The organism is Cloacibacillus sp. An23 (assembly GCF_002159945.1).
Taxonomy (GTDB): Bacteria; Synergistota; Synergistia; order Synergistales; family Synergistaceae; genus Caccocola.
In genome coordinates this window covers 263,836-280,191 of record NZ_NFJQ01000001.1, presented here as the reverse complement: position 1 = coordinate 280,191, position 16,356 = coordinate 263,836, and the positions used below count along the sequence as shown (strand labels likewise).

The 16,356-nt window shown below is 60.5% G+C and carries 13 protein-coding genes and 1 riboswitch; of the genes, 7 read left to right on the top strand and 6 right to left on the bottom strand.

Annotation, left to right across the window (positions count from 1 at the left end):
• Window positions 1–438: 438 nt before the first annotated feature.
• Both B5F39_RS01385 and B5F39_RS01380 read left to right on the top strand, forming a co-directional pair.
• A complete protein-coding gene (locus tag B5F39_RS01385; RefSeq protein ID WP_158095891.1) occupies window positions 439–1,218 on the top strand; it encodes a threonine/serine exporter family protein in 780 nt (259 codons plus the stop codon).
• Between the two features lie 14 nt (window positions 1,219–1,232).
• Window positions 1,233–1,700, top strand: a complete 468-nt coding sequence (locus B5F39_RS01380; RefSeq protein ID WP_087363071.1) for a threonine/serine exporter family protein — start codon at window positions 1,233–1,235, stop codon at window positions 1,698–1,700.
• Between the two features lie 127 nt (window positions 1,701–1,827).
• Here B5F39_RS01380 and B5F39_RS01375 read toward each other — a convergent pair whose 3' ends face one another.
• From B5F39_RS01375 to B5F39_RS01365, 3 genes are read right to left on the bottom strand one after another with little or no spacing between them, the layout of a single operon-like run.
• Window positions 1,828–3,258: an FAD-binding oxidoreductase gene (locus B5F39_RS01375; protein WP_087363069.1), complete on the bottom strand. Its 1,431-nt coding sequence runs from the start codon at window positions 3,256–3,258 to the stop codon at window positions 1,828–1,830.
• Window positions 3,258–4,259 (bottom strand): electron transfer flavoprotein subunit alpha/FixB family protein, encoded by a 1,002-nt coding sequence (locus B5F39_RS01370; RefSeq protein WP_087363068.1) that lies wholly within the window; start codon window positions 4,257–4,259, stop codon window positions 3,258–3,260. The genes B5F39_RS01375 and B5F39_RS01370 overlap by 1 nt, the downstream gene beginning before the upstream one ends.
• Window positions 4,256–5,068, bottom strand: a complete 813-nt coding sequence (locus B5F39_RS01365; RefSeq protein ID WP_087363066.1) for an electron transfer flavoprotein subunit beta/FixA family protein — start codon at window positions 5,066–5,068, stop codon at window positions 4,256–4,258. The genes B5F39_RS01370 and B5F39_RS01365 overlap by 4 nt, the downstream gene beginning before the upstream one ends.
• A 240-nt stretch (window positions 5,069–5,308) precedes the next feature.
• On the opposite strand from B5F39_RS01365, the gene B5F39_RS01360 reads away from it, so the two are divergent.
• The 4 genes from B5F39_RS01360 to B5F39_RS01345 all read left to right on the top strand — a co-directional run bounded on the left by B5F39_RS01360 (window position 5,309) and on the right by B5F39_RS01345 (window position 10,398).
• Window positions 5,309–6,646, top strand: coding sequence for a D-serine ammonia-lyase (locus B5F39_RS01360; protein WP_087363065.1), 1,338 nt, complete (start codon window positions 5,309–5,311; stop codon window positions 6,644–6,646).
• Window positions 6,647–6,837: 191 nt separating this feature from the next.
• Window positions 6,838–6,970: riboswitch (cobalamin riboswitch) on the bottom strand.
• A gap of 137 nt (window positions 6,971–7,107) precedes the next feature.
• Window positions 7,108–7,584: a transcriptional regulator NrdR gene (gene nrdR / locus B5F39_RS01355; RefSeq protein WP_087363063.1), complete on the top strand. Its 477-nt coding sequence runs from the start codon at window positions 7,108–7,110 to the stop codon at window positions 7,582–7,584.
• The gene (gene nrdD, locus B5F39_RS01350) at window positions 7,577–9,697 is read left to right on the top strand and encodes an anaerobic ribonucleoside-triphosphate reductase (RefSeq protein ID WP_087363061.1); all 2,121 of its coding nucleotides are present in this window, start codon (window positions 7,577–7,579) and stop codon (window positions 9,695–9,697) included. Before nrdR ends, nrdD begins: the two co-directional genes overlap by 8 nt.
• 14 nt (window positions 9,698–9,711) lie before the next feature.
• Window positions 9,712–10,398 (top strand): anaerobic ribonucleoside-triphosphate reductase activating protein, encoded by a 687-nt coding sequence (locus tag B5F39_RS01345; protein ID WP_087363059.1) that lies wholly within the window; start codon window positions 9,712–9,714, stop codon window positions 10,396–10,398.
• Window positions 10,399–10,829: 431 nt separating this feature from the next.
• Here the strand turns inward: B5F39_RS01345 and B5F39_RS01340 are convergent, their stop codons facing one another.
• The 3 genes from B5F39_RS01340 to B5F39_RS01330 form a co-directional block, all read right to left on the bottom strand.
• Window positions 10,830–13,439: a YadA-like family protein gene (locus B5F39_RS01340; RefSeq protein WP_087363057.1), complete on the bottom strand. Its 2,610-nt coding sequence runs from the start codon at window positions 13,437–13,439 to the stop codon at window positions 10,830–10,832.
• A gap of 34 nt (window positions 13,440–13,473) precedes the next feature.
• Window positions 13,474–13,932, bottom strand: coding sequence for a hypothetical protein (locus B5F39_RS01335; protein WP_158095890.1), 459 nt, complete (start codon window positions 13,930–13,932; stop codon window positions 13,474–13,476).
• Window positions 13,933–14,320: 388 nt separating this feature from the next.
• The gene (locus tag B5F39_RS01330; RefSeq protein ID WP_087363053.1) at window positions 14,321–14,839 is read right to left on the bottom strand and encodes a sigma-70 family RNA polymerase sigma factor; all 519 of its coding nucleotides are present in this window, start codon (window positions 14,837–14,839) and stop codon (window positions 14,321–14,323) included.
• A gap of 328 nt (window positions 14,840–15,167) precedes the next feature.
• Here B5F39_RS01330 and B5F39_RS01325 point away from each other — a divergent pair, with 328 nt between their 5' ends.
• The gene (locus B5F39_RS01325) at window positions 15,168–16,313 is read left to right on the top strand and encodes an ABC transporter substrate-binding protein (RefSeq protein WP_087363051.1); all 1,146 of its coding nucleotides are present in this window, start codon (window positions 15,168–15,170) and stop codon (window positions 16,311–16,313) included.
• Window positions 16,314–16,356: the final 43 nt, after the last annotated feature.

The following is a 16,356-nucleotide window of genomic DNA, read 5'->3' as shown; positions in this document are numbered from 1 at the left end:
CGCCCCGCCGTAAGGTCAAAAAAAACGAGACTTCCTTGGCGCTCCGTCTCAACGGAAACGGTCAAGTAAGTCTCGTCGTTTCAAACAAGGCCAGAAATCGGCGATTTCAGGGTGTTGACCTTGCTGCGCGCCCGGCCGGGACGCGCCGCCTACTCCCTTACGTGGCGCATAGATTACTATTTTTTCTCCGCGCCGTCAAGTCTAAGCGCCGTTTACAGCGATTTAAGACGCTTCCGTCAAAAAACGACGCTGCCGAATTGTAATAAAAAGGCTGGATTTTAAGCGGGCCCGGCGAGTTTAGCGGCTGCGTGCCGAATTTTAGCGCCGGCGTTAGGACTTCCGCGTATTAACCGAAACGGCGCCTTGTGATATAACTTTACGGGAAAGCGCGAAATTCGCTAACGTATGCCGCGAGAAGCGGTGCGGGAGGAAACTTCTATGACGGTTCCGGCTCCGGACGGACAGCGCGAAAATCAGATGGACAGCCGCCTCTCCATGATAATGGACATGGGCGAGATACTCCTGACCTCCGGGGCTGAAGTCAGCCGCGTAGAGGACACGATCACGCGGCTGTGCCGCGCCTACGGCTTCGAACGCGCCGACGTCTTCACGATAACGTCGAGCATCATCGTCACAGCCGCCGCGCCCGGCGGCGGATCCTGCACGCAGACGCGCCGCATACGCGAACGCGGGACCGACCTGGGCAAGGTGGAAAAGATAAACGCTCTGTCGCGCCGAATATGCGCGGAGCCGCTCGCTCTTTCGGAGCTTGAGCGCGAAATATCGGAGATCCGCGGCGCGAAGGGGACGCCGCGAAGCGTTCAGCTCGCGATGTACGTGACGATCTCCTTCGCGCTATCGGTCTTCTTCGGCGGCTCGTGGGCCGACGGAGCGGCCTCTGCGGTGTCCGGCGCGATACTCTTCGCCGCGCTGTACGCATGTTCCGCGCTGAAGCTCAACGACATCGTTGGAACGACGCTGTGCAGCGCGGCGACAGCGCTCGCCGTGGTGCTGCTCGTAAAAGCCGGCCTCGGAGACCAGCCGGATAAAATAATGATAGGAAACATAATGCTGGTGATCCCGGGACGCCAGCTCACCAACTCGCTGCGCGACATGATAGGCGGCGACACGATAAGCGGACTGCTCAACCTCTCCGAGGCTCTGATGCGCGCCATATTCGTGGCGATGGGGTTCGCGCTCGTGGTATTCGTTATGTAGGGGGGGCGAACGATGTGCAGGCGCAGATAATCCAGACGATAATGGGAATGATAGCCTCGGCATGCTTCGCCGTGCTTTTCGGCGTGCGCGACAGAAAGCTCGCGTGGATCGCCGCCGGAAGCGGCGCGGGCTGGGCGGTGTATCTGGTCTGCGTCGGCCTCGGACACGGCATGTACTGGGGGCTTTTCTGGGCGAGCCTCTTCGTCTCCGCGCTCAGCGAAGTGCTGGCGCGAGTGGTCAGGACGCCGGTCATCCTTCTGCTGGTTCCGATGCTCATCCCGGAATTTCCCGGGAAAGACCTCTACTACACTATGTACCACTTCGTCAGAAACAACTACGACGAATTCGCCGAGACTTCCAACATGGTGCTGCTCGAAGCGGGAGCCATAGCGACGGGCATAATCCTGGCCTCATGCGCCGCGAAACTGGCGTGGAGCATAACGGCCCACGTCTCGCACAGAAACAACGGAAGATGCGGATGACGGCAAGCGTGAAAAGCGCGCGCCGCCGGTTTGCCGCAGGCTCTCCGCCTGCGTCCGTCTGAAACAGTAAAGCGCGCCCGTATGCGGGCGCGCTGTCTCATTTCGGGCTGTGTTTCGTCCGGCCCCGTTAATCCTCTTCGAGCGGGGAGAACATTTTGCCCGGGTTCATTATGCCGAGGGGGTCGAAGGCTTTTTTGACGCCGCGCAGCACTTCGAGCTCTGCGGGCGTTTTGTTCTCGAGCAGTATCTTCTGCTTGACGTGGCCTACGCCGTGCTCGCCGCTTCCGACTCCGCCGAGCGCTATCGCCTCGCGGATGAGCGCGGCGAAGAAGTCTTCGGCGTAGCGCGCCCATTCTTCGGGGCTCATGCCGTCGGGCTTGAGCGGTATAGGGTGGATGTTGCCGTCTCCGATGTGCGCGATTATGCCGATCTCGACGTTCCATTCTTCCGCGATTTTTTTGATGCGGCGCAGCATCTCGGGCACCGCTGAGAGCGGCACCATGAGGTCGCCCGACGAGCAGGCGTATGGGTCTTTTGCGCGCATTCCTTCAAGGCCGTTCTGGCGCACGTTCCACATCGCCGCGGAGTCGGTGCGGCTCTCGGCGACGAATACTTCGAACGCGCCGCCCGCGAGGCATATCTTGCCCACGGTCTCATAGCCGTCTTCGAGCTGCTCGTCGGTGTCGCCCTCGAGCTGTATCAGAAGGTACGCTTCGCTGCGTTCCTGCTCGGGCAGAGTGCAGCCGAGGTATTCCGTAGTGTATTTTACGAGCTTCCTGTCCATGAATTCGCATGATATTATGCGCCGTCCCGAGCCGATGACCTTCGCGACGCTTTCTACGAGCTGTTCGACCGTCGGGTAGCAGGCGAGAAGGTTGACCGTCCTGCCGGGTTTCGGTTCAAGGTTGACTATGAGCTTCGTCGCTACGGCGAGCGTGCCTTCGCTGCCGACGAGAAGGCTGAGCAGGCTGTAGCCCCACGTGTCCTTGCGGTAGCGGCCGCCCAGCTCGAGCACTTCGCCGGAGGGGAGCACGACTTCCGCGCCTAGGATGTGGCGGCGCGTGCTGCCGTAACGTATGACCTTGCCGCCGCCAGCGTTGGTGGCGAAGTTGCCTCCGATGAAGCTCGTCTCCGTGCTCATCGGATATCCGGCGTAGAGGAAGCCGCGCTCCGCCGCGGCGCGGCATAGGTCGTTGGTGACGACGCCCGGCTCGACGACGGCGACGCGGTTGACCGGGTCTATCTCAAGTATCCTGTTCATGCGCTCGAGCGACAGGACGATGCCTCCGGCGCGCGGCACGGCGCCGCCGTTGAGTCCGCTGCCCGCGCCGCGCGGGGTGACCGGGATGCGCTCGCGGCTCGCTATTTTCATTATCTTGGAGACCTGCTCGGTGTCAGCCGGTTTGACTACGGCCTCGGGCATGTGTCCCCAGACGCGTCCCGCCTGATCCCACGCGTAATTGTCGAGCGCTTCTTCGTCCGCCGTGACGCCGCCGGGGCCTGTGACGGCGAGCAGCTCGCCGTATATTTCCTTCGTTATCTTTCCGTATCGCGGCATTATTTCACGCCCTTGAATTTTTTGACGGCGGAGACGAGCGCGTTCAGCACTTCCATCGCGTCGCCCTGCACCGCGAGGTCGGCGACTCGGAATATCGGCGCTTCGGGGTCGGTGTTGACCGCTATCACCGTTTCCGCTCCCGACATTCCCGCTATGTGCTGCACCGCGCCGGATATTCCGAAAGCGAGGTAGAGGCGCGGCGTTACGGATTTGCCTGAGAGTCCGACCTGCGCCGAGTATGGGGCCCAGCCGAGATCAACAGCCATGCGCGATGCCCCGACGGTGCCGCCGAGCAGCTCCGCCAACTCTTCGAGCTTCGCGAAGTTTTTGGCGTTTTTCATTCCTTTGCCGCCGGCGACTATTATTTCCGCCTCCTGCAGCGGCAGGCCGACGCTCTTTTCCGCGTCGAAGCCGATGAACTTTATCATAGAGCGCATAATGTCGGAGGCGGGAGTGAAGCGCACGAGCTCGACGGCGCGCGAGCCGTCCGGCGCGAGCGGGCGCTTCGACTTCGGGCGCACGGTGCACATCTGCGGGTCGCGCCCCTTCGTCTTGATGTCGGCCATGACGTTGCCTCCTATCGCCGGGCGCGTCTGCACGAGGCGCTTGCTTTCCGGGTCGATGGCGAGCTCCGTGCAGTCGGCGGTGAGGCCGCAGCCGAGGCGCGCGCTGAGCATCGGCATTACTGTGCGTCCCTGCGTCGTGGCCGATGCTATCAGTATCGACGGCTTGTATTCCTCTATGAGTTCGGCGAGCGCCGCGCAGGCTATGTCGGCCTTGAAATGCTCAAATTCCGGCTCGTCGGCGACGTAGACCTTGTCCGCGCCGTAGGCCGCGAGCAGAGGCGCCGCCTCGGCGACGCCGCTTCCCATAACGACGCTCGCGAGAGGCGCGCCGAGCGCGTCGGCGAGTTCGCGTCCCCACGCGAGCAGTTCGCGCGACACGGGATGTATCTCCCCGCCGCGCACCTCCGCCAATGTCCAGACTTCGCCGCCGTTCATATCGCCGCCTCCAAACAGTTTTTATCTTCAAGAACTTTCATTATTTCGTCTATCGCGGATTCCAGGCCGTCCGCGGCGTTTATCCTGCGCCCGTGGCGCGTCACCTTCGGATATGTGACGCGCACGACCTGCGTCGCCGAGCCGGCGAGCCCCGTCTCCGAGCCGTCCATGCCGAGGTCGTCGGCCGTCTCCGCCGGTATCTCGGCGGCCTTAGCGCGCAGCTTGCCGCCGAGCGTGCAGAGGCGAGGGATGTTCATCTCCTTGACGGGAATCACTATCGCCGGCAGAGGAGCTTCGACAGTCTCGTGGCCGCCCTCGACCGCGCGCGTGACGCGGACGCAGTCCTCCGTCAGTTCGTCTATAGCGCTGACGTATGAGAGCACGGAGACGCCCATCAGCGCGGCGCAGGCCGGGCCGACCTGTCCCGTCTCGCCGTCGGTCGCGCGCTCTCCGGCGAAGAGCAGGTCGAACGGTCCGGCCTTGAGCAGCGCGCGCGAGAGAGTGCGCGCCGTCGCGAGGGTGTCTGCGCCGCCGAACTTCCTGTCGGAAAGCAGCAGCCCCTTGTCGCATCCCATCGCTATCGCGTAGCGCACCGCCTTGAGCGCGGCTGGCGGCCCCATGGTCACGGCCGTTATCTCGACCTCGCCCTCGGGGCGCGACTCCTTTATGCGGACGGCGGCCTCGACCGCGTGAAGGTCGAGCGGATTCAGCTCCGCCTCGACGCCGTCGCGTATCATCGTGCCGGTCTTCTCGTCTATCTTGACGGTATCGACCGCCGGCACCTGTTTTATCAATACTGCTATACGCAAAATTCTTTCCTCCCTGAACAAGCTTTTTCACGTATCCTTTTACGCGGCGTTCCGCACGCGGAAAGAATAATACACTTCATTATATCGCACAAGCCAGCGCGGCGGTACATTAAGCGCCGGAAATCCGTGAAAAGTGCGCTTCGCTCCGGCTGTCCGCGGCGTGGACGGCCCGCCGCGTGGGCTGTAATATAACGTCATGCTGCGAAATTTTTAAATAAGCAATAAGAGGAGGCGTTGGAAATGGATAAGGAACAGATCAAGAAGCTCGTCGAGGAAAACCCGGCGGTGAAAGCTCTCGCCGAAGAGCGCGAGGTATTCTGGCTCAACCCGAAGCTTGAGAAATTCGACGACGCGCGCGGATCTCTGCCGCTCTCCATGGCGGACGTCGACGACGCGGAGGCGCGGCTCGCGCGATTCGCGCCGTTTATAATGAAGAAATTTCCGGAGACGGCGGCGGCTCGCGGAATCATCGAGTCCGAGCTGCGCGAGATCCCGTCGATGAAGCGCCGCCTCGCCGGCAAGTACGGCGCGGACGTCGAGGGCCGCCTGCTGCTGAAGATGGACGGCGACCTGCCGATAGCCGGCTCGATAAAGGCGCGCGGCGGCATCTACGAGGTGCTCAAACACACGGAGGAGCTTGCGCTCGAGCACGGGCTGCTCAGGGACGGCGATTCGTACGAAAAGCTCGCCTCGGACGAAGCTCGGAAATTTTTCTCACAGTACACGATGCAGGTCGGTTCTACCGGAAATCTCGGCCTCAGCATAGGCATCATGAGCGCCGCCGTAGGCTACAACGCAGTCGTCCACATGTCCGCCGACGCGCGCGAGTGGAAAAAGGCGCTGCTGCGCAGCCACGGCGTAAAAGTGATCGAGTACGAGACGGACTACAGCGAAGCGGTCAAACAGGGGCGCGCGCTCTCCGACGCAGACCCGAAGAGCTATTTTGTAGACGACGAGAACTCGAAAGACCTCTTCCTCGGCTACGCGGTCGCGGCGAAGCGCCTTGTGCCGCAGCTCGCGGCGCTCGGCGTAACTGCGGACGCCGGTCATCCGCTCTTCGTCTACCTGCCGTGCGGCGTCGGCGGAGCGCCGGGCGGCGTGACATTCGGGCTGAAGCAGGTCTTCGGCGACGCCGTGCACTGCTTCTTCGTCGAGCCGACGCAGGCTCCGTGCATGCTGCTCGGCATGGCCAGCGGCCTGCACAGCGGCATAGCGGTCAAGGATATAGGGCTGACGGGGCTGACGCACGCGGACGGCCTCGCCGTCGGGCGCGCCTCGGGCTTCGTCGGCCGCGTTATGGAGCCGCTGCTCTCCGGCGACATGACGCTCTGCGACGCGAAGCTCTACGAATATATGCGCGACCTGCTTGAGACGGAAAACATATTCATAGAGCCGAGCTCGTGCGCCGCGTTCGAAGGACCCGCTCTTCTCGGGCGCGCGGAAGCGTGGCGCGAGTACATAGAAAAACACGGCCTTGCGGACAAAATGAAGAATGCTGCGCACATCGCGTGGGCGACGGGAGGCCGCCTCGTCCCCGAAGATATAAGGAAGGAATATATAGCGACGCGCCTGGCGTAAAGCTCTCTGCCGCGCGTGAAAGTATGGGCGGAGCGCGTCGCGCGCTCCGCCCTTCGTGTGGTGTGGCGGGAGCTGTGCTTCTCCCGTGTGCCCGGATATGTCATGGAGGCGGCAAAAAACATCCCCTTCCGCTATTCGCGAAAGGGGACGCGCCGGTGCCCGCGCCCGCACTCTCCCGTCGTTCGCGGAAACAATGCGTCGTGCCGCGAGGCTGCGTTCTGGCTCTGCTTTAGTGAAAGCATCACAGTTGCGTGACAGCTGCGGAATCTCACCGCATTCCCTGATTTGACTCTCGGAGAGAGCACCTCGCGGTCAATCTTCTTATTTTGGATTATAATACCGACGGCGGGTAAGACGCAAGCGGACGCGCCGCAGATTTCGCGCGTTCCGCTATTTACAACACTATATATAGTGTTATAATCACTTCTGCGAACTACATGTAGTGCTTGGAGGGTCCGACGATGAGATGTCCCGTGTGCGGAGCGCCGGAGACCAGGGTCATAGAGACGCGGAGCGCCGACGAGGGACGCGTCAACCGGAGGCGGCGCGAGTGCCCAGAGTGCCAGAACCGTTTCACAACATACGAGCGGCTCGAGGAAAAGAGCTTCCTCTGGGTCGTCAAGAAGGACGGACGGCGCGAGTCGTTCGACAGGGAGAAGCTCATACGCGGCTTCCAGCACGCCTGCGAGAAGCTGCCGGTGTCGCTCGACACGCTTGAAGCGGCGGCGGCGCGCATAGAAGAGGAGATACGAGCCTCGGGGCAGGGCGAGGTCGCCACGACGCAGCTCGGCGAGATGGCCTCGGACGAGCTCAAGAAAATCAACAAAGTCGCATACGTGCGATTCGCGTCCGTTTACAGGGAATTCACCGACGTCTCAAGCTTCACGAACGAGATAGCCAGACTTTTGGAGGATAAGGAGGCGCACCGCAATGGATAACGAGATAAAGACATTCGGCCGTCAGGAACGGCTTTTCAGCGGCGGCGGGGAATCGACCGACCTCGCGCTGATGGTGGACGCGCTCGCTCAGGAAGAGCGCTCGCCGTGGGACGCGAGCCGCATCCGCGACGCGCTTATGGTGGAGGCCGGCGTAGATCCGGCGACGGCGGAGAGCATAGCGCTCGAGGTCGAGGAGGAGCTGCTCAAATACGGGCGCACGAAAGTGACGACCTCGATAATCCGCGAGATGGTCAACGTCAAGCTGTTCCAGCGCGGCCTCGACGCGAAGCTCGCCGACCACTCGCGCATAGGGCTTCCCGTCCACGACCTCGAGACGATGATGTTCAATAGGAACAAGGAAAACAGCAACACGAGCCACAACCCCGAGTCTATAAACCTTTCGATCGCGGAGATGGTGCTCAAGGAATACGCGCTGACGAAGGTCTTTTCGAAGGACGTCGCAGACGCGCACCTGAAGGGCGACATACACCTGCACGACCTCGGCATGGTGAACCGCCCGTACTGCTCGGGGCAGAGCGTCGCCTACCCCGCGCGCTACGGCCTCAACATCCCGTCGATAACCAGCGTCTCGAACCCGGCGAAGCACGCCGACGTGCTGCTCGCGCACATGCTCAAGATGACCTCCGTGCTGCAGAACCACTTCGCCGGTGCGATAGGCTGGGACGCGGTCAACATGTTCTTCGCGCCCTACACGGTCGGCTGGAGCTACGAGCAGTACCGCCAGCTCGCGCAGCAGCTCATCTTCGAGTTCAACCAGCTCGCGGGCGGACGCGGCGGGCAGGTCGCCTTCACCGACATCAACCTTTACTATGAAATCCCGAACCACTTCCGCGACGTGCCCGCTATAGGGCCTGGCGGCAAATTCACCGGAAAGACATACGCCGACTACGCGCCCGAGGCGAAGATGTTCCTGCGCGCGCTCTTCGACGTCTACATGAGCGGCGACAGCCGCGGGCAGCCTTTCTTCTTCCCGAAGCCGCTGCTCCACATCACCGACTACTTCTTCAAGGAAGATGGCTGGGAAGAGTTCCTCAACCTCGCCTGCACTCTCTCGTCGGAGAAAGGCAACACCTATTTCGTATTCGACCGCGGCGGCGTCGCGAAGCTCTCCGAATGCTGCCGCCTCTCCTTCGAGCTGACGCCGGAGGATCTCGACGAGGCGAAGCACCCGTGGAAGATGCGCTACTGCGCGCTGCAGAACGTCACGCTGAACCTGCCGCGCGCCGCCTACAAGGCCGCGGGCGACGACGAGCTGCTCTTCGACATAATCGACGCGGAGATGGAGCTCGCGGCGAAAGCGCACCTTCAGAAGCGCGCCTTCATAAAGAGCATACTCGACCTCGGCGAGAAGGGGCCGCTCGCCGCGCTCTGCGTCTCGCACGACGACGAGCCGTATCTGCGTATGCGCAAGGCGAGCCACCTGATAGGCATCCTCGGCCTCAACGAGATGGTGCAGGCGATGACCGGCTGCCAGCTCCACGAGAGCGAGGAGGCGGAGAAGCTCGGCCGCGCCGTCATACAGTACATGGACCTCAAGTGCCAGCAGCTCTCCGAGCGTCTCGGCCTCAAGATAGTGCTCGAACAGACGCCCGCAGAGAGCACGGCGCTGCGCTTCGCGAAGCTCGACCTGCGCGCCTACCCGGAAGAGGCGAAGAAATACGTCAAAGGCGACCTCGAAAGCGGCGAGATATACTACACGAACAGCACGCACCTCAACTACAAGCTCGCGCAGGACCCGATAGACAAGGTCATGCGCGAAGGGGCGCTGCACCCGATGATAAAGGCCGGGGCCATCACTCACGTCTGGATGGGCGAGCACAAGCCCGACCCGAGGGCGCTCGCCTCGTTCGTCATAAAGACCTTCAAATATTCGGAGAACGCTCAGGTGGCCTTCAGCCCCGAGTTCACGATATGCAACGAATGCAGCCACATGGAGCGCGGCCTTAGCGACCACTGCGAGCTCTGCGGCTCGGAGGACGTGGACGGCATCACGCGCGTTACGGGATATTTCACGCGCATATCCTCGTGGAACGCCGGCAAGCGCGGCGAGCTTAAAGACCGCGCGCGCACGCCGGTAGGAGCGCCGAAGTAGAGCGCGCGAAAAATATGCAGAACGAAATAGATTTCGCGGCGGGGGGATACCTCCCCGCCTCTTTTTTGGACTGGGAGGCGCACGTCAGCGCAGTCATATTCTGCCTCGGCTGCAACTTCCGCTGCCCGTGGTGCCACAACGGCGGGCTCGCGCTCGGAGAGGGCGAAAGGCTCGACCTCGGTAAAATTTTGGCCGATATAAAAAGGCGCGCAGCCTTCCTCGACGGCATAGTGATAAGCGGAGGCGAGCCCACGCTTTGGCCGGGGCTTCCGGCGCTCGCGCGCGCGATAAGGGAACTCGGCCTTCCCGTCAAGCTCGACACCAACGGCTCGCGCCCAGATGTCATAGCGGCGCTGCTCGGCGAAGGTTTGGTCGAACACGTGGCGATGGACGTGAAAGCGCCGCTAGACGCCGCGGCCTACAGGCGGCTGACCGGCGTCGAAGCCGATGTCGAAAAAATCCGCGCCTCGGTGGAGCTCGTCAAAGGCCGCGCGCCCTCCTACGAGTTCCGCACGACATACGTCCCGCCGCTGCACACGGACGAAGACATGCTCGCGCTGCGCGAAGAGCTGCGCGGCGAGCCGTGGTTCGTCCAGTGCTTCAAGCCTAACGGCTGCCTCGACGCTAATTTCCTATCCGCCGCGCCCGCGCGCGCGGAAGAACTTCGCCGCCTCCTGCCCGGCGCAGAAATACGCGGCTGACGAAAGCGGACGTTTACGCAAATATTATACTTGGATTAACTATATAAAAGAGACCGGCATTTCGTTGCGCCGGGCTTGACAGACGGATCTGGATGCCGTGTCGGGGCGCGGCATGACGGCGGGGCGGTTTCTCTCATAGATGACAGGCGCGTGGAAGGGCGGGCGCATGGTGTGGAAAATTGACGGCGCGGCGTTGGGCTTGTCCTTCTTGCGGCGTTTGCTTGCCACACGGCCATGCACAGCCGCGGGGTTAGCGGCTATTTAACCGGCGGATTTACCTGTGCGGCAAAAAATCGGGCGAGCCGTCAGGCTCGCCCAGATTTTGCCATTATGCGCCCTTTAACGTCTTCGAGCGCCATTGAACGCCTGAGCCGCGCAAGCACAGCAGTTTGATGCCCTTGTACGCCCTCGTACGCCGCGTCCGCGTTTGGCTACTTCTTCGCCTCCAACCGCTTCATCAGTTCCTTTATCAGCTCCGCGTTCTGCTTCATTATCTTTTCGTTCTCGCGCAGGGCCTTTTCGCTGCGTTCGTTCTTTTCACGCAGGGTTGCCAGTTCGCTCAGAGCTTTTTCGCTGCTTTCGTTCTTCTCGCGCAGGGAGGCAAGTTCGGCCTTTATCGCCTTGTTCTCGGAGCGCGCGGTGCGCAGCCCTTCGAGCTCCTTCTGCATCTCGAGCACTTGTTTGCGCAGGCCGCCTATCGTGGCCGCCACCTTCGGCTTGTCGGACGACCTGCCGACCGCGAAGCTCACGCCCATGCGGCCCATTATGTCGCCGTCGGAGCAGAGCGACGCGCCCATGTTGAAGAGCACGTTCTCGCGCACGTAATGGAACACGCCGACCGCGACCGCGTACTCGTCGCGGTACGCACCGACCGCGGCCGAAAGCGTCGTCGGTTCGTACGGGTCGTACTGTATCGGATGCAGGCCGGACAGCGCCGCCGCGTGCGCTCCGACTACGTTGATGCGCTCGCCGAGGTCGTCCATGCGGTTATAGGCCTCCCAGAGCTGTCCGCCCGTCACAGCGTCGGTGCTTCCCGGTGCTATCGCGCCGGGCGCGAGGTTCGTTATCCTGCCGCCGCCCATATCGATGTTGCCGCCGCCGGTATTTATATCCGCGCCGCCCATGTTGATGCCGGAGCCGGAGATATTGATTTTGCCGACGTTTATATCGTTTGCCGTCACCGTGTCGAACATCGGCTTTTTATACCCGTTCTCCGCGCCGCCAAGGACGGAGCCGATCTCCCCAATCGTCGCGGCGTTCTTGTCGATGCCTGCCTTCAGCTCTGAATCGGCCTGTTGGTAGGCTTCGGTAATACTGGCTTCGAGCTTTTTATCCGCATCCTTGTATGCTTCTGTTATCTCCATTTTCAGAGCGTCGTCGGCGGCTGTGTAGCCCTCCTCGATTTCCTCGCGCAGAGCCGGGTCTACGCTGATTGTGTAATCCTTGTCGCCGTTCTGCGTGATATTGATATCGTCGCCGGCATTGACCGTCAGACTGTCGCCCGGTTTGATTGTCGAAGATGCCGGAGGAGTTCCAGCGCCGTCGCCTGTTCCCGCGCCGCCGGACTGCTGAGAATCGTCGACAGGGTTGAACGTCCAGCCCTCGGAGAGCTTGTCCAGCTCGTCGCGTATGCTGTCGAACGCGCCCTGTATCGTGGTTTCATCTCCGTAGGTTATGCCGCCGGTAAGTGCTCCGTTTTCAAATTTGAAATCTCCGCCGAAAGCGTCAGCGATGCTTGCGCCGAGGTTTGATAAATTGGTATTCGTTGTGAAAAGCTGACCGCCGTTGACAGCCTGCATACTGCCGCTTGCGATATTTCCAGCCGCGACCTTGTCTATCGTCGTGCCGTTCGTACCGCCGAGCGTAACGGCGGATTTATCGTCGCCGTCGTAGAGGACGGAGTTGTCGGAACCGCCCGCGAGAGACGATATCGCGTCGGCTACGCTGTCGTACTCATCTTCGCCGACTTTGAACTTCTCGCCCCATTTACCGCCAGTAAGCGTAGAACCGCCGAGCAGGTCGTTCAAACCTTTGAGCTGGCTCACGTTCACCGCGTCGGTGTCGGCCCTGCCTGCCATGAGGTTGACGAGGCGGCGTTGAGTGGTGCTGCTGCCTATCGATATTGTGTTCGACTCCGATGCGACGGCGTTGCTTCCTATCGCGACAGCGTTCGTAAGCCCCATGTTTACCTTTGCCTTGTAGCCGATGGCCAAACTGTTTGAAGACGCTCGGTCTACGGTCGCTTCGTTGCCGAATGCGGAGCTGTTGCCGGCTCCGTCTCTCACGCTTGCCCTGTATCCAACCGCAACGCTGTTTGCCGCCGTCTCTCCTACCTGTGAGTAATAACCGTAAGCCACGCTGTACGTTGATTTAGCCTTTGCACTTACCCCGACGGCGAGGGCGTCTGAGCCCGTTGACTCAGCACTGTATCCTATTGCTGTACTGCGTTCATTTGTAGCGCTTGACGAATGTCCGACGGCGAGGCTGTAATCTCCGGTAGCCTTGAGGTTGCGCCCGAACGCCGAGCTTTCTATGCCTTCGACTGTTATGCTGTGTCCGACGCCGGTGCTGTATCTTCCGGAGGTCGTTACGTTGTAGCCTATCGCGGTGTTGCCTTCGTCGGTTGACATACTGCCTGCCTTGACATTGTTTCCGAGAGCTGTGCTGTACTTCCCGTTCGCAATCGCCTCACGCCCGCCGGCGAAACTGTACTCTCCGTTTGCTGCGGTATTGTTGCCTCCGAACGCCATAGCTTCGCTGCCGCTTGCTGTAACGTAACGCCCGATTGCTACGCTGTAATTGCCTGTCGCTTTTGCATAAACTCCGTATGCGGAGCTGTACTCTCCCGTAGCCTGTGCATAGTAGCCGATGGAGTTGGCGTATCTGTTGGATGCGAGCGTTCCTATGCCTATCGCAAGCGAATCGAGTCCTGTGGCGTTCCCGCCTCCCTCGTCATACGAGGCCGCGCCTGCCGCGCTTGATATGGAGACGAGGCTTGCCGTAGTTATCAAAGCAATGAAGCATTTCAATGATTTTTTCATTATGCCATTTTCCTTTCTTCTGATTTTTGGCCGTTTATTTCGCCGTGAAATCTATCGCCGCGGCGTTGAGCTTCTTCAAAATCTCGCCGCTCACGTCGGCGGCGGGCGAGAAGCCGAGAGTGGTGTGCGCGGGGACCACGACGGATATTCCTTTCTTGTTCGTCTTTATCCACTGCGCGATTACATTTCTGAGCTCGTCCATAACGAGCGCGGTCACGCGGTCGTATTCTGCGGCGAAGCGCGCGTTCAACTCAGCCTGCTTGTCCGCGGCCTTCGCCTGCGCGTCCTTGTCTTTCTCCGTTTTTTTGACGAATCGTTCAAGCTCCTCTTCAAGCGATGATTTCAGATTGTCTACATATTTTTGTCCCGCTTTGCCAGGGGCGCTCGCGTCTATCACGCGCGCCACGTCGACGACGGCGACCTCCGCCAGGGCCGGGGCGGCGATAGCGCACACTGCCAACAGCAGTACCGTCACTGCCTTTATTAAACGCATTATTCTTGTCATCCTTTCAAAAAAAAATTGACGGTGCAGGAAGCGGGGGCGAAGCCCCCTGATTCCCTACCCGTCGTCACAATACGGGAGATACTGCATTGGGAAACGGCACGCGAAAGCAACGGCGTTTTCGCGCCCTTCTTCGCCCGATGTGAAATCAGTTATTGTATAGTTATTGTTGACATGCTTAGAGGAATGTAAAACGGGGGGGGGTTAGTGTAACATATCTAATAGAAATATGTCTTTTAGTTATCATTTCTCCTAGCCCGCCCTTTCTTTGGAAAATTCGCGCGGTCAGCGCTCATTTAGAGGTATTTTACACAAGCTGCAAATTTTTGCAAGACTTTGCTTTTTCGTTCGTCTCGCTTTTTTGTTTTTCTCGCGGCTTTCAGCCGCGTTCGTCGTAGAACGCGCCGCGGAGCTTCGCGCGGATTTTTTTGACGCGTGCGGCGACGGCTTGCTGCGTTACTCCGAGGCCGCGTGCTATCTCGGCCTGCGTGAAGCCTTCCATGAGCGCCTGCGTTATCTCCAGCTCCGCACGTGTCAGCAGGCGTTCGAGCGTTTCGCGGAGCTCCGTCTCTTCGTAGCGTTCTTCGTTTTTTCCGAGCGTCGCCTCAAGTTCTTCCGTCATCGCCACGCCTCTATACGCCGCATGTCTTCTCATTCTCGCCGCCGCGTCGCGCACGAAGCCCGGAAGGTTGACTTTGAGGCAGCGCGCAAGCCACCGCTTGTCCGGGCAGCGTGGTATAAGCACTATCAGCGCGAGGTTGCCCTCTTGCACTAAATCCTCAAAGTCAGCTCCGCGCCCCGCGTAGCGCCATGCGACGGAACGCACGAGCGGCGCGTAGGCCTCGACGTCTTCGTCCACGGCGCGCGCCGCGATTTGGGAATCTTCCATGAATGACATGACTGTGCCCTCCTTTGGATAAATTGCCTCCAATGGTGGGGAAGCGGCGGCAGTTTTACAAAGGCTTGAATTTTATGAAGGCGTGGAACGCGCGGTGGCTGCGGCGATGCGCTTGTGCGGTGGCCGGCGTTTACCGCCTGAGGCTCCGGGCAGAATATTTCCGGAGCGGCACAGGATGGGTATATGGAGCGTGCGGCACGTAGTTTGGCCCAGTGTGCCGGATAATTTAAAAAATACTGTAAAATATGCAGGTGCGGGGCTGAAATTTATACGGAGATACGCTATAATTTCCGACATATTCATATTTTATGGAAGAGAGGTAGTTTTTATGAAGTTGACCAAACGTTTTGCTCTAGCCCTTGCGGCGGTCCTAGCCGCGGCGGGAGTCGCCGCGGCCGCGGAGACGGTCAAGATAGGCGTATATCTGCCGATCACCGGCGGCAACGCGGTCGGCGGGCAGCTCGAGCTCGACGGCGTCAATCTGGCGCACAAGCAGTATCCTGAAGTGGACGGCAAGAAGATAGAGCTCGTCGTCGTGGACAACAAGAGCGACAAAGTAGAGGCGGCGAACGCCGTCAAGCGCCTCGTCGAACGCGAAAAGGTCTGCGCGATAATAGGAACCTACGGCTCGTCGCTCGCGATGGCCGGAGGCGAAGTCGCGGAGAAGGCCGGCGTTCCGATGGTAGGGACCTCCTGCACGAACCCGCTCGTGACGCAGGGCAAGAAGTACGTCTTCCGCGTCTGCTTCATCGACCCGTTCCAGGGCGCTGGAGCCGCGAATTACGCCGTTACGGAACTGAAAGCCAAGACGGCCGCGATGCTCATAGAAGTTACGGAAGATTACAGCGTCGGCCTCGGCAACTTCTTCAAGCAGAATTTTGAGAAGCTCGGCGGCCAGGTCGTATCCGTCATGAACTATCAGAAGGGCGACCAGGACTTCACGGCGCAGCTCACCGAGATAATCAGCAAGAACCCCGACGTTCTCTACATACCCGCCAACTTCGCGGAGGGCGCGATAATCATGCGCCAGGCGCGCGAACTCGGCGCTACCTTCAACATTCTCGGCGGCGACGCGATGGACAACCCGGAGATGGTCTCGATAGGCGGAGACTCGGTCGAGGGCTTCAGCTACACTTCGTTCGCCTATTCGCCGAATATGCCGGAGAGCCTCATGAGCGACATCCAGAAGCAGTTCACGAAGCAGTGGCGCGAGACCTATCCCGACAAGGACCCCGCGGCTCTCACCGGCTGCGGCTACGACGCCTACCTGCTCATCTATAACGCGATAAAGAACGCCAAGAGCACCGACCCAGAGAAGATAACCGCCGCCATCGCCGCGACGAAGGATATGCCCGGCGTTACGGGGACTTTGACTATCAACGCGACTCACGACGCAGAGAAGCCGATAGGCATTATCAAGGTCGAGAACGGCAAGCAGGTGTTCCACGCGATAGTGGACGCGCCCGGCAAATAAAAACGGCCCGCGGCGGGGGGAGGCCGACCGGCTTTCCCCAGCA

Coding starts and splice junctions, on each gene's coding strand:
- B5F39_RS01385 (WP_158095891.1), top strand. CDS start 439: ATGACGGTTCCGGCTCCGGACGGACAGCGCGAAAATCAGATGGACAGC.
- B5F39_RS01375 (WP_087363069.1), bottom strand. CDS start 3,258: ATGCCGCGATACGGAAAGATAACGAAGGAAATATACGGCGAGCTGCTC.
- B5F39_RS01370 (WP_087363068.1), bottom strand. CDS start 4,259: ATGAACGGCGGCGAAGTCTGGACATTGGCGGAGGTGCGCGGCGGGGAG.
- B5F39_RS01360 (WP_087363065.1), top strand. CDS start 5,309: ATGGATAAGGAACAGATCAAGAAGCTCGTCGAGGAAAACCCGGCGGTG.
- nrdR (WP_087363063.1), top strand. CDS start 7,108: ATGAGATGTCCCGTGTGCGGAGCGCCGGAGACCAGGGTCATAGAGACG.
- nrdD (WP_087363061.1), top strand. CDS start 7,577: ATGGATAACGAGATAAAGACATTCGGCCGTCAGGAACGGCTTTTCAGC.
- B5F39_RS01345 (WP_087363059.1), top strand. CDS start 9,712: ATGCAGAACGAAATAGATTTCGCGGCGGGGGGATACCTCCCCGCCTCT.
- B5F39_RS01340 (WP_087363057.1), bottom strand. CDS start 13,439: ATGAAAAAATCATTGAAATGCTTCATTGCTTTGATAACTACGGCAAGC.
- B5F39_RS01335 (WP_158095890.1), bottom strand. CDS start 13,932: ATGCGTTTAATAAAGGCAGTGACGGTACTGCTGTTGGCAGTGTGCGCT.
- B5F39_RS01330 (WP_087363053.1), bottom strand. CDS start 14,839: ATGTCATTCATGGAAGATTCCCAAATCGCGGCGCGCGCCGTGGACGAA.
- B5F39_RS01325 (WP_087363051.1), top strand. CDS start 15,168: ATGAAGTTGACCAAACGTTTTGCTCTAGCCCTTGCGGCGGTCCTAGCC.